At 74.3% G+C, this 12,069-nt stretch carries 11 protein-coding genes and 1 riboswitch; of the genes, 6 read left to right on the top strand and 5 right to left on the bottom strand.

The features are described 5' to 3' along the window. Positions 1–25 precede the first annotated feature (25 nt). Both ACH9D3_RS02170 and ACH9D3_RS02165 read right to left on the bottom strand, forming a co-directional pair. The gene (locus ACH9D3_RS02170; protein WP_396409681.1) at positions 26–700 is read right to left on the bottom strand and encodes an NlpC/P60 family protein; all 675 of its coding nucleotides are present in this window, start codon (positions 698–700) and stop codon (positions 26–28) included. A 5-nt stretch (positions 701–705) separates the two neighbouring features. Continuing rightward, positions 706–856, bottom strand: a riboswitch (cyclic di-AMP (ydaO/yuaA leader). A gap of 409 nt (positions 857–1,265) precedes the next feature. After that, the gene (locus ACH9D3_RS02165) at positions 1,266–1,952 is read right to left on the bottom strand and encodes an iron dependent repressor, metal binding and dimerization domain protein (protein ID WP_396409680.1); all 687 of its coding nucleotides are present in this window, start codon (positions 1,950–1,952) and stop codon (positions 1,266–1,268) included. A gap of 233 nt (positions 1,953–2,185) precedes the next feature. On the opposite strand from ACH9D3_RS02165, the gene serC reads away from it, so the two are divergent. After that, positions 2,186–3,325: a phosphoserine transaminase gene (gene serC / locus ACH9D3_RS02160; protein WP_396409679.1), complete on the top strand. Its 1,140-nt coding sequence runs from the start codon at positions 2,186–2,188 to the stop codon at positions 3,323–3,325. Here serC and ACH9D3_RS02155 read toward each other — a convergent pair. The 3 genes from ACH9D3_RS02155 to ACH9D3_RS02145 form a co-directional block, all read right to left on the bottom strand. Further along, on the bottom strand, positions 3,322–4,542 hold the full coding sequence (locus ACH9D3_RS02155; RefSeq protein ID WP_396409678.1) for an MFS transporter: 1,221 nt from the start codon (positions 4,540–4,542) through the stop codon (positions 3,322–3,324). The genes serC and ACH9D3_RS02155 overlap by 4 nt on opposite strands. Positions 4,543–4,595: 53 nt before the next feature. Further along, a complete protein-coding gene (locus ACH9D3_RS02150) occupies positions 4,596–5,120 on the bottom strand; it encodes a DUF3027 domain-containing protein (RefSeq protein WP_396409677.1) in 525 nt (174 codons plus the stop codon). Positions 5,121–5,223: 103 nt separating this feature from the next. Further along, the gene (locus ACH9D3_RS02145; RefSeq protein WP_396400413.1) at positions 5,224–5,607 is read right to left on the bottom strand and encodes a cold-shock protein; all 384 of its coding nucleotides are present in this window, start codon (positions 5,605–5,607) and stop codon (positions 5,224–5,226) included. Positions 5,608–5,762: 155 nt separating this feature from the next. Here ACH9D3_RS02145 and ACH9D3_RS02140 point away from each other — a divergent pair, with 155 nt between their 5' ends. The 5 genes from ACH9D3_RS02140 to ACH9D3_RS02120 are packed head-to-tail and all read left to right on the top strand — an operon-like array spanning position 5,763 to position 12,063. Continuing rightward, positions 5,763–6,020: a hypothetical protein gene (locus tag ACH9D3_RS02140; protein WP_396400414.1), complete on the top strand. Its 258-nt coding sequence runs from the start codon at positions 5,763–5,765 to the stop codon at positions 6,018–6,020. A gap of 3 nt (positions 6,021–6,023) precedes the next feature. Continuing rightward, a complete protein-coding gene (locus ACH9D3_RS02135) occupies positions 6,024–8,162 on the top strand; it encodes a helicase-associated domain-containing protein (protein WP_396409676.1) in 2,139 nt (712 codons plus the stop codon). Beyond that, positions 8,150–9,820, top strand: a complete 1,671-nt coding sequence (locus ACH9D3_RS02130; RefSeq protein WP_396409675.1) for a DNA repair helicase XPB — start codon at positions 8,150–8,152, stop codon at positions 9,818–9,820. Before ACH9D3_RS02135 ends, ACH9D3_RS02130 begins: the two co-directional genes overlap by 13 nt. A gap of 51 nt (positions 9,821–9,871) precedes the next feature. Further along, positions 9,872–10,585, top strand: a complete 714-nt coding sequence (locus ACH9D3_RS02125; protein WP_396400417.1) for a response regulator transcription factor — start codon at positions 9,872–9,874, stop codon at positions 10,583–10,585. A gap of 11 nt (positions 10,586–10,596) precedes the next feature. Then, positions 10,597–12,063: an ATP-binding protein gene (locus tag ACH9D3_RS02120; protein WP_396409674.1), complete on the top strand. Its 1,467-nt coding sequence runs from the start codon at positions 10,597–10,599 to the stop codon at positions 12,061–12,063. The last annotated feature ends 6 nt before the right edge of the window (positions 12,064–12,069 follow it).

Below are 12,069 nucleotides of genomic sequence, written 5' to 3'. Positions count from 1 at the left end.
GGTCGCCGCGGACGGCGGGGCCGAATCAGACGGAGTAGTACCCGTCCAGCGACATGGCGTGGACCGAGTGGATCTGCGTGCCCTGCGCGGGGTTCAGCGCCGAGATCATCTTGCCGCCGCCGATGTAGATGCCCACGTGGCTCCCACCGTTCTGGGAGACGAGGTCGCCGGGCTTGGGGTTGGCGGTGGGGGTGCCGGCCGCGAACTGGGCCCAGGTGGTGCGGGGCAGGTCGACGCCGTTCTGGGCGAAGACCCACTGGGTGAAGCCGGAGCAGTCCCAGGCGCCGAAGGAGGTGCCGCCGAAGACGTAGGCGGAGCCGATGCCCTGGTGCGCGGTGCCCACGATACCGCCGGCGGCGGGGGAGATCGCGGTCGTGGCGGTGGACTGCGGGGCCACGGTCGAGGCCGCCGCGGCGGGCTGCGGGGCCACGCTCGAGGCGGTGACGGCCGGCTGCGGGGCCGGGGCGGGCTGTGCGGCGACCGGGGCCTGGTAGGTGTACGAGGTGTAGCCGGCCAGCGAGGCGGAGGCCGGGGCCGAGTAGGCCGCACCGGACTGCACGGGAGCCTGCGCATAGGCCTGGGCCGGGGCGATCGAGCCGATCATCGCGGCGCCGGCGGCGGCGGCGATGGTGGTGTTGCGCACGACGTGCGAGGTGGTCTCGGCACGGTGGCGGGCAGCGTTCTGCTTGAAAAGCGACATGGTTGAGTTCCTCCCTTTGCCTACGAGGTGAGCTGTCGGATTCGGATGGGAGACACCCGGCCGCTGGAGCGCACACGCTCCGGCGACTTAACCCCAAGGTCCCGGATCACCGGGACCGAAATTGGTTCCCCCGCTTCTGCCAAGCAGTTTCTGTGTAGAGGCCGCGGGCACCGGCAGAATTCGGCGATGTGCCTCGCGGGTGCCGATCCGACCAGTGATCGGCACGGGTTGAACAGTACATGACTGATTACGGAAGTGTCACGTTTTGATCACGACCGATAACGGTCGGGCAACGCCGAGCAGATCAATGCGACCGCACTGAACCACTTTCGCGTATCAGTCCGTGCGAGCGACGACCTGTGCAGTGCGCTCCGGAACCGGCGGAACGCCTGTCCCACCGGGCCCGGCCCGCTCCGGTCGGCCGGGGCGGGCCGGCGCCGCGGAAAACGGTGTGTGAACGTCCCCACATCGGTCCGGACGACCCGGTCCCGGCTCCCGGCGGGGACACCGGCCCCCTCCCGGAAGGGTCTCCCGGCGGGGCTCCGCCCGGCCCTCCGGGTCCCGGTCAGGGAGCGAGGACCCGGATGGCCCCGGCGGTGCGCAGGTCGACCTCCGCGGACCGCCCCGTGGCCGGCACCTCGATGCGCACGAGCTGGCCCTCGACCCGGGCCCGGACCTCCGTCCCGGTGAGCACGCCCACGTCGCTCAGCACGCTCAGGAGGGCCGCGTCCGCCTGGACCACCTCCGGCAGCAGGGCGACGGTGTGCGAGCCGCCCGGGTCGCTGCGCGCGGCGTCGAGCAGGGAGGGGTGCGCGGTGGTCGGGCTCTCCTCGACGCCGAGCGCGGCGAGGCCCGGGATCGGCGTGCCGTAGGGCGAGTACCGGGGGCTGTGCAGCAGGTCCACGAGCCGCCGCTCGACCTGCTCGCTCATGACGTGCTCCCACCGGCACGCCTCGTCGTGGACCTGCGCCAGGTCCAGGCCGATGACGTCGGCGAGCAGCCGCTCCGCCAGCCGGTGCTTGCGCATCACCTGCACGGCCCGCTCACGACCGGCCGGGGTGAGCAGGAGGGACCGGTCGGAGCCCACCGTCAGCAGGCCGTCCCGCTCCATGCGGGACACCGTCTGCGAGACCGTGGGCCCGGAGTGGTCGAGGCGCTCGACGATGCGCGCCCGCATCGGGGTGATCCCCTCCTCCTCGAGCTCGAGGACGGTCCGCAGGTACATCTCCGTGGTGTCGATCAGATCGCTCATGCCTCAGTCATCCTTCGTCCGGCCGTCCGGCCCCGGGGATCCCAGCCCGGTCCGGTCTTCCCGTTCGAGCTTAGTGGGAGCGCCCCGCGTCGGCCCCGACCGGGACCGCGCCGGAGCAGCCCTCCCCGCACGTGGGGCAGAATGGGCCCGGACGCCGACGGCGCGAGCACCCTCCGCGACAGCCGCGCCCGTCGCACGTCACCCGTCGCACGTCACCCACGAGGGAGCGCCCGTTGCCCGCACACGTCACCATCCCGCAGCACCTGCTGCCCGAAGACGGCCGGTTCGGCGCCGGCCCCTCGAAGGTCCGCCCGGAGCAGCTCGACGCCCTGGCCCGGTCCGGTGCGGGTCTGCTCGGCACCTCCCACCGCCAGACCCCGGTGAAGGACCTCGTGGGCTCCGTGCGCGAGGGCCTCGCCCAGTTCTTCGGCCTGCCCGCGGACCACGAGGTGCTGCTGGGCCTGGGCGGGGCGACCGCGTTCTGGGACGCGGCCGCCCTCGGGCTGGTCGAGCGGAAGGCCCAGCACCTCGTGTTCGGCGAGTTCGGGGCGAAGTTCGCCCAGGCCACCGATCGGGCCCCCTTCCTGGAGGCCTCCTCGATCGTGGACTCCGCCCCCGGCACGCGGCCCGGACACCGCCCGGAGGAGGGCGTGGACGTGTACGCCTGGCCCCAGAACGAGACCTCCACCGGCGTGGCCGCCCCCGTGCACCGGCCCGCCGGGATCGACGACGACGCGCTGGTGCTGGTCGACGCCACCTCCGCGGCGGGCGGGATGGCCGCCGACGTGGCCGCCACGGACGTCTACTATTTCTCCCCGCAGAAGAACCTCGGCTCGGACGGCGGGCTGTGGCTGGGTGCGTTCTCCCCCGCGGCCGTCGAACGGATCGAGCGGATCGGCGCCTCCGGCCGCTGGATCCCCGACTTCCTGCAGCTCACGGCCGCGCTCGAGAACTCCCGGAAGAACCAGACCTACAACACCCCGGCCCTGGCCACCCTGGTGCTGCTCGACGAGCAGGTCCGCTGGCTCAACGACCACGGCGGCATCGCGTGGGCCGCGGCCCGCACGAAGGAGTCCTCGGACCTGGTCTACGCCTGGGCCGAGGCCTCGGCCTTCGCCGCCCCGTTCGTGACCCGGCCGGAGGACCGCTCCACGGTCATCACCACCGTGGACTTCGACGCGAGCGTGGACGCCGCCGCCGTCGCGACCGTCCTGCGCGCCCACGGCGTGGTGGACGTCGAGCCCTACCGCAAGCTGGGGCGCAACCAGCTGCGGATCGCGACGTTCGTCTCGATCGAGCCCGACGACGTCGCCCGGCTGCTGCGCTGCGTCGACCACGTCGTCGAACAGCTCCGCGGACGCTCCGGGCGCTAGTCGGGGCGCCCGTCCGCCGCCCGCTCCGCACGCAGCCGCAGCCAGACGACGAGGCCCACCAGGGCCCCGCCCAGCCCCGCCGCGACCGCGACCCCCATCCCCCACCGGGCGCCGAGGGCGTCGGTGATCCAGCCGACGACGGGCGCCCCGATCGGGGTGCCGCCCATGAAGATGGCCATGTACAGGCTCATGACCCGCCCGCGCATCACCGGCGAGGTGGTCGACTGCACGTACGCGTTGGCGGTGGTCATGATGGTCAGCGACGACAGCCCGCACGGGACCAGCCACAGCGCGAACAGCACGAGGGTGGGCGCCGTCGCCGCCCCCAGGCAGCTGAGGGCGAAGACGGCGCTGCCACCGTAGACGTAGCGCAGCCGGGCGCTGCGGCGCCGGGCCGAGAGCAGGGCCCCCGCCACCGTGCCGACCGCCAGGACCGAGTTGAGCAGGCCGAAGGTCTCCGAGCCGCGGCCGAACTCCGGACCGGCCATGGCCGCCAGGAAGACGGCGAAGTTCAGCCCGAAGGTGCCGATGAGGAAGATGGTGAGCAGCACCGCCACGATGTCCGGACGGCCGACGACGTAGGCGAGCCCCTCCCGGATCTGTCCCCGTCCCCGCCCGGAGCGCGGCATCCCGCGCAGCTCGTCCGTGCGGATCGCCAGGACCGCGGCGAGCATGGCGCCGAAGGTCAGCGTGTTGAGGAGGAACACCCAGCCCGAGCCGATCGAGGCCACCAGCACGCCGGCCACGGCGGGGCCGATCATCCGCGCGGCGTTGAACGAGGTCGCGTTCAGGGCCACGGCGTTGGAGAGGTAGACGTCGTCGACCATCTCGGAGACGAACGTCTGCCGCACGGGGGCGTCCAGCGTCGAGACGACGCCCAGGGCCAGGGCGAAGGCGTACACGTGCCACAGGGTGGCCGCGTCGGCCAGCACCAGCGCTCCCAGGCCCGCCGCGAGCACCGCCATGGCCGTCTGCGTCCACAGCAGCAGGTGCCGCCGGTCGAGCCGGTCGGCCAGCACCCCGGCCCAGGGCGCCAGGAAGAGCTGGGGCAGGAACTGCAGGGCCGTGACCACTCCCAGGGCGGTGGCGTCGTGCTCCGAGAGCTCGTCGAAGACCAGCCACGACTGGGCCGTGCGCTGCATCCACGTCCCGATGTTGGACACGAGGGCGCCCGCGAACCACACCCGGTAGTTCCGGAAGCGGAAGGACCGGAACATCCCGCCCGCGGGCTCCGGTGCCTCCTCCGTCCCCGCGGTCCCCCGCGGAGCGGTCAGGACCCCTCGCCGTCCTGCGGCGGAGCGGCCCCGTCCTCGGCGCCGGCGCTCCCCCCGGCGCGGTCGGCGGCGTCCCCCGCCTCGTCCTCGGCCCGCTCCTGCTCCTCCTGCGCCTTCTCCTCCGGGCTCACCCGGGCGGACCACGGCACCCACTCGGGCGCCAGCAGGGCGTCCTCCCCCGGCAGCAGCCCGACCTCGCAGACCGTCACGGTCCTGCTGCGCGGGGCGCGGCCCAGGCTCGCGAACCAGTTCCAGCCCCGGTAGCCGGGCAGGGTGCACTCGAAGAGGTGGACGACCAGCCGGTCCTCCTCGGCCACCACCCGGTGGCCCGGGCCGATCTGCGAGGACTCCGCGATCTGCTCCACGCCCGCGCGGGCGGTGGCGACGTCCGCCGCGAGCAGAGGGTCCTGCTTCGGGGCCCGTCGGCGGCGGGCCGCCCGGGCCGGCGGCTCGGACGCCGGGGGCTCGGATGCCGGGGGCAGCACCTCGACGGGTGTGTCCTGGGCGGTCTCCTCGGTCACTGCTGGTCTCCCTCGTCGTGGTGCTGGTGCTGCGTGCTGGTGCTCGGGACCGGCGCCCGTGCCGGATGCCGGTGCCGCCGGGGAACGGCCGGCGGCGCGGGGCTCAGACGTCCAGGTTGTCGGCCACGGTGCGCAGGATCGCGGCGATCTTCTTCCCGTGCGCGGAGTCGGGGTAGCGGCCGCGGTGCAGACCGTTGGACATGTCGTCCAGGAGCTTGATGAGGTCCTCCGTGATGACCGCCATCTCCTCCGCGGGCTTCCGGACGTTCTTCGCGATCGACGGACCCCGGTCCAGGATCCGGGCGGAGAGCGCCTGCGCGCCGCGCCGCCCCTCGGCCACGCCGAACTCCATGCGCGTCCCCGGCTTCACCGTGGTGGCCCCGGTGGGCAGCGCCGAGGAGGGCAGGAACACTTCCTGGCCGTCGTCGGTCGCCAGGAACCCGAAGCCCTTCTTGGAATCGAACCACTTGACCTTGCCGGTGGGCACGCTGTCTCCCTCGTCCTCGTGTTCGTGTCGGGGGCGGCACGCCGGTCTCCCCGACGAGCCGCCCTGTGGAGCCTCCCAGTCTAGCCCTGCTCCGCGGCCGGGAGCCGCCGCGGGCGCGGTCGGCACCACCCCCTTCCGCTCGGTATTCTGGAGCCATGCCTGCTTCCGACGACCGTGCGGCCGCGCCCGCGAACCGTGCCGCCCGCCGCCCGGGGACGGACGTCCTCGGCGCCTCCGCGGTCGTGCTCGGCCTCGTCTGCGCCGTGTGCCTCGCCCTGCTGCTCGTGCTGAAGGCCGTCGGCGCGGACCCCTGGGACGGGCTCACGGTGATCCCCTGGTTCGCGTTCCCGGTGGCCTTCCTCCTGTTCTGCGCCGTCCTCGTGCGCTCCCTGCTGCGCCGCCGCCGGGCCTGATCCGTGCTCCCGGACGGCCTGCTCCGGGATCTCGCGTCCCGCTCCCCCGCCGAGCTGGGCGAGCTCCTCGCCCTCCGGTCCGACGCCGTGCGCCCGGGCGCGGCGTCGGTCGCCGACCTCGCCGAGGCGCTGCTGTCCCGGGCCGGTCTGCGCCGGGCCCTCGACCTCCTGACCCGGCCCGAGCTGGACGCCGTCGAGCGCGCCGCGGTGCTGGGGGGCCCGGACCAGCCCGCCGCGCGGCTGCCGGCCGGCCCGCCCTGGGACCGACTGCACCGCCTGGCGCTCGTGTACCGACACGGGGACGACCTGCGTCTCGTGCCCGGGCTGGCGGAGGCCCTCGGACGCTATCCGGCAGGCCTCGGCCGCCCGCGCCCGGTACTCGCCGCCCTCGCCGCACGGCTGCGCGGCACGGCGCCGGAGGCCCCGGAGGACCTGCCCGGGCCGTGCACGGAGGACCAGATGGCGCGGTGGCCGGCCCCGGCGCGGGAGGTGCTCGAACGGTTCCGCTCCCACCCGGTGGGCGCCCTGCCCGACGCCCTGCGCCGCCTCGACCCGGAGGCCGACGCCGCCGCCCGGCCCGTCGACTGGCTCCTGGCCCACGGCGTCCTGTTCCCCGTGGACTCCCGGCACGTCGAACTCCCCCGGGAGACGGGGCTCCTCCTGCACCGGGGCGACCCCTGGGCCGGGACACCGCAGGAGCCACCCGTGGCGTCCGCCGCGCGCGTTCCCGACCGGGTGCGGGACAACGCCGCCGCGGCAGCGGTGGAGCAGCTGCTCCGGCGCACCGCCGCGCTGCGCGCGGAGCTGCGGGCCCGGCCGCTGACCACCCTCAGGTCGGGCGGGATCGGCGTGCGCGAGCTGCGCCGCCTGCGCTCGGCGCTGGGGATCGAGCACGCCGAGCTCGTCCGCCTCCTGGGGCTGGGCGAACTGTCGGGGCTCGTGCGGCTCGACCCGGACACCTCGGCCTGGCGGCCCGCACCGGTCCCCGTCGAGGCCGCCGACCGCACGGTCCAGTGGCAGCACCTGGTCCGGTCGTGGCTGGCCTCCGACGTCGTCCCCTCCGCGGTGGGCCTGCCGCTGGCGGACGGCTCGGTCATCGGGGTCCTCACCCGCGGCGCGCACGCCCCGGAGGCCCCGGCGGTGCGCCGGGCGCTCCTCGAGGCCCACGCCGAGCTCACCGCACGCGCGCCGGGGGGCCACGGCCCCGAGGGCGTCCTGGCGCTCGCCCGCTGGTACCGCCCGCGCCTGGCGCGCGCCCTGGACCGGTGGGGCCCGGGGATGCTGACGGAGGCCGGCGAGCTCGGGCTGGTGGGCGCGGGCGCCCTCACGGCGGCCGGCCGGGCCCTCGCCGAGGGCCGGCCCGAGGACGCCGCCCGGTCCGTGGCCGGGTGGTTGCCGGCCCCCTCGCGGACGGTGCTGCTGCAGAGCGACCTCACCGCGACCGCCACCGGCTACCTCGCCCCGGACGTGGCCGGCGCCCTCGGCCGGCTGGCGGACGAGGAGGGTCACGGCCCGGTCCTCCGGCACCGCTTCACCGAGCGCACCCTGCACCGGGCCCTCGACGCCGGCTGGACACCGCCCACGATCCTGGCGTGGCTCGAGGAGCACAGCCGCGGCCCGGTGCCGCAGGCGCTGGCCTATCTCGTCGAGGAGGCCGGGCGGGCGCACGGCCGGATCCGGATCACCCGGGCGGACTGGGTGCTCACGGGCGACGAGGACCTGCTCGAGGCGCTCTCCCGTTCCCCGGACCTCGCGGGACACCGGCTGCGCCGTCCCGCCCCCGGCGTGCTCGTGGTCGGCAGCGGCGGGGCGCCCGCCGGCCGGCGCCCCGCCGCGCGGGACGGGGGGCTCCGGGAGCTCGCGGCCGCGGTCCGGGCCACGGGCACGGAACCGGCCCTCGACGTCGTGCCCGCCGACGCCGGCCCGGCCCCCGGGGACCCGGCACCCGATCCGGCACTGCTGCTCGAGGTCCCCGCCCCGCGCCTGCCCGTCCCCTCCGCGGAGGAGGTCCGGGACCTGCTGGTCCGGCTCACCGGACGGCCCGGTGCGCCGCCGGCGCCCGATCACCCGACCGATGACCCGACAGTTGACCTGACGGATCACCCGACCGACACCGGAGGAGCCGCCCCGTGGGACCGCTGATCGTCCAGAGCGACCGGACCGTGCTGCTCGAGCTCGACCACGAGGACGCCGAGGACGCACGCCGGGAGCTGGCGGCCTTCGCCGAGCTCGAGCGCGCCCCCGAGCACGTGCACACCTACCGCATCACCCCGCTGGGCCTGTGGAACGCCCGGGCCGCCGGACTGGACGCCGAGCAGGTGCTCGACGTCCTCCTGAGCCGTTCCCGGTTCCCGGTCCCCCACGCCCTGCTCCTGGACATCGACGAGACGATGTCCCGCTACGGCCGGCTCGTGCTCGAGAAGGACCCCGTGCACGGACTCGTCCTGCGCAGCTCCGACGCCCCCGTCCTCGAGGAGATCGCCCGGCACCGCAAGATCGCCCCGCTGCTCGGGCCCCGCATCGACGGCGCCACCACCGTGGTGCACGCGAGCGCCCGGGGCCAGCTCAAGCAGCTGCTGCTCACCGTGGGCTGGCCGGCGGAGGACCGGGCCGGCTACGTGGACGGCACGCCCCACCCCGTGTCCCTGACGGAGACGGACCCGCTCACGGGCGAGGCCTGGGCCCTGCGCCCGTACCAGCGCCACGCGGTGGAGAACTTCTGGGCCGGCGGCAGCGGCGTCGTCGTCCTGCCCTGCGGCGCCGGGAAGACGCTGGTCGGCGCCGGCGTGCTGGCCGCGAGCTCGACGACGACGCTGGTGCTGGTCACGAACACGGTCTCGGCGCGGCAGTGGAAGGCCGAGCTGCTGCGCCGGACCACGCTGACCGAGGACGAGATCGGGGAGTACTCCGGAGCGGTGAAGGAGGTCCGTCCCGTGACCATCGCCACCTACCAGGTGCTGACCGCGCGCCGCGGCGGGATCCATCCGCACCTCGAGCTGCTCGACGGCCACGACTGGGGGCTGATCGTCTACGACGAGGTCCACCTGCTGCCGGCGCCGGTGTTCCGGATGACCGCCGAGCTGCAGGCGCGCCGCCGGCTGGGCCTCACGGCCACGCTGGTGCGCGAGGACCACCGCGAGGGCGAGGTGTTCTCCCTCATCGGGCCGAAGCGCTACGACGCGCCGTGGCGGGAGATCGAGGCCCAGGGCCACATCGCCCCCGCCGACTGCGTCGAGGTGCGGGTGGAGCTGCCGCTCGCGGACCGGATGGCCTACGCCTCCGCGGAGGACGCCGACCGGCACCGCCTCGCCTCGTCCTCCCCGCACAAGCTCGACGTCGTGACGCGGCTCGTCGACCGGCACCGCGGGGAGCCGGTGCTCGTGATCGGGCAGTATCTGGACCAGCTCGACGAGCTGGGCACGCTGCTCGACGCGCCGGTGCTCAAGGGCAGCACGGGCACCGCCCGGCGGGAGAGGCTCTTCGCCGCGTTCCGGGCCGGAGAGCTGCCCGTGCTCGTGGTGTCCAAGGTCGCGAACTTCTCGGTCGACCTGCCGGAGGCCTCCGTCGCGGTGCAGGTCTCGGGGGCCTTCGGCTCCCGGCAGGAGGAGGCCCAGCGGCTGGGCCGGCTGCTGCGCCCGAAGCACGACGGCCGCCCGGCGACCTTCTACACCGTGGTGGCCCGGGACACCGTGGACGCCGGCTACGCGGCCCGGCGCCGGCGGTTCCTCGCGGAGCAGGGATACGCCTACCGGATCGAGGACGCCGGCGCGCTCGGGGCCCCCGGCGAACTCCCCGAGTAACGACCACCGCCGTTCAGCCGGCATTCAGGGTGTTCCGAGAAAATAGGTCTCGTGAAGAACGAGAACCCCGAAGCCAAGCTCCTCGTCGTCGACGACGAGCCCAACATCCTCGAGCTGCTGGCCACGTCCCTGCGCTTCGCCGGCTTCGAGGTGGTCACGGCCGCCAACGGCCGTGACGCCCTCGCCAAGGCCGAGTCCGAGGACCCGGACCTCGCGGTGCTCGACGTCATGCTGCCGGACATGGACGGCTTCTCCGTGACCCGCAAGCTGCGGGCGTCCGGGAGGCTCTTCCCGATCCTCTTCCTCACGGCGAAGGACGAGACCGAGGACAAGGTCATGGGGCTGACCGTGGGCGGTGACGACTACGTCACCAAGCCCTTCAGCCTCGACGAGGTCGTCGCCCGGATCCGCGCGGTCCTGCGCCGCACGCAGCCCGCCGAGGAGGACGACTCCCGGCTGCGCGTGGACGACCTCGTCCTCGACGACGACGCGCACGAGGTCTTCCGCGGCGAGCGCGAGATCGACCTGTCCCCCACCGAGTTCAAGCTGCTGCGCTACCTCATGCTCAACCCGAACCGGGTGCTGTCCAAGGCGCAGATCCTCGACCACGTGTGGGAGTACGACTTCAACGGGGACGCCTCGATCGTGGAGTCCTACATCTCCTACCTGCGCCGGAAGATCGACAACGACCCCGAGCTGCCCCCGCTGATCCACACCAAGCGCGGTGTCGGCTACCTCCTGCGGTCCTCGCACAAGAACCACTGACCCGGCCCGGGATGCACACCCTGTCCTCCCGGTGGCGCTCGGCCTCGCTGCGCTCGCAGCTCATGGTGCTCACCGGGCTGCTCCTGGCGCTGTCCATCCTGGTGACGAGCTTCGTGGCGATCTCGGTGCTGCGGACCTCGCTCCTGGACGACATCGACCGTGGGCTGAGCGGGTCCCTCCGGACGGTCTCCACGGTGCTGGTGTCCGACCTGGGCGGGGAGCAGGTCGTCCAGGTGCCGCACGCCGGGTTCCTCCTCGACGCCGACGGCGAGACGCTCAACGAGGCGCTGCACACGCCGGGCGGCGTGATCGAGCAGCGCCCCGACCTGTCGCAGCTCGATCTCGAGCACGTGCGGGAGAACCCCTACGAGCCGACCACCGTGGGCGCCGTGGGCGCCCCGGACCGCCAGTGGCGGGTGCTCGCGGCCGAGACGGAGCAGCTGAACCTCGTGGTGGCGGTCGCCGAGCCGCTCGACGACATGAACGCCATGCTCAGCGCGGTGACCCTGCTGACGCTGAGCTTCGGCGTGGCCACCCTCTTCGCGGCCATGGCGGTCGGCTGGGTCCTGGTCACCCGGGCGTTCGAGCCGCTGCACCGGGTGGAGCAGACCGCCGCCCGCATCGCGGAGGGCGACCTCTCCCAGCGCATGGAGGGCTACAACCGGCAGACGGAGATCGGTCAGCTCTCGGCGTCCCTCAACGCGATGCTCGGTCACATCGAGGACGCCTTCGACGCCCGGACCCGGTCCGAGGCCAAGCTGCGGCGCTTCGTGGCGGACGCCTCGCACGAGCTGCGCACACCCCTCGTGACCATCCGGGGCTACTCGGAGCTGTACCGGCACGGCGCCCTGCAGCAGCCCGAGGACGTGGCCGGCGCGATGGCCCGGATCGAGTCGGAGGCCCAGCGGATGACGCAGCTCGTCGAGGACCTGCTGATGCTCGCGCGCCTCGACGAGCGGCGTCCCGCCGAGAACGTCGACGTGGACCTGGTCCACCTGGCGTTCGACGCGGCCGGGGACGCCCGCGCCTCGTCCCCCGACCGGCGGATCGAGGTCGTCGGCCTGCAGGGCGGGACGCCGGTCCCGGCCTGGGTGCACGGCGACGAGTTCCGGCTGCGCCAGGTCGTGGCGAACCTGGTGACCAACGCCCTGCGCTACACCCCGGACGGCTCGCCGATCGAGATCGCCGTGGGCGTGGAGCGCTCGGTCGACGACTCCTTCAACGCCGTGCTGCAGGTGCGCGACCACGGCCCCGGCATCCACGGGGAGGACGCGGAGCGCGTCTTCGAGCGGTTCTACCGGGCCGACTCCTCCCGCACGCGGGAGACCGGCGGCACGGGTCTGGGGCTGTCGATCGTGGCCGCGATCGTCCAGCAGCACGACGGGACGGTGCGGCTCACCGAGACACCGGGCGGCGGCGCCACGATGACCGTGCGGGTGCCGGGGATCGAGCCCGCCGACGACGCCCCGGAGGTCTGAGCGGGT

The organism is Kocuria kalidii, assembly GCF_044462225.1.
GTDB lineage: Bacteria > Actinomycetota > Actinomycetes > Actinomycetales > Micrococcaceae > Kocuria > Kocuria kalidii.
This window is presented reverse-complemented; position numbering and strand designations above follow the sequence as displayed.

Excerpts from the sequence above, each read along its gene's own strand:
- ACH9D3_RS02170 (WP_396409681.1), bottom strand. The coding sequence starts at position 700 with ATGTCGCTTTTCAAGCAGAACGCTGCCCGCCACCGTGCCGAGACCACC.
- ACH9D3_RS02165 (WP_396409680.1), bottom strand. The coding sequence starts at position 1,952 with ATGAGCGATCTGATCGACACCACGGAGATGTACCTGCGGACCGTCCTC.
- ACH9D3_RS02155 (WP_396409678.1), bottom strand. The coding sequence starts at position 4,542 with ATGTTCCGGTCCTTCCGCTTCCGGAACTACCGGGTGTGGTTCGCGGGC.
- ACH9D3_RS02140 (WP_396400414.1), top strand. The coding sequence starts at position 5,763 with ATGCCTGCTTCCGACGACCGTGCGGCCGCGCCCGCGAACCGTGCCGCC.
- ACH9D3_RS02120 (WP_396409674.1), top strand. The coding sequence starts at position 10,597 with ATGCACACCCTGTCCTCCCGGTGGCGCTCGGCCTCGCTGCGCTCGCAG.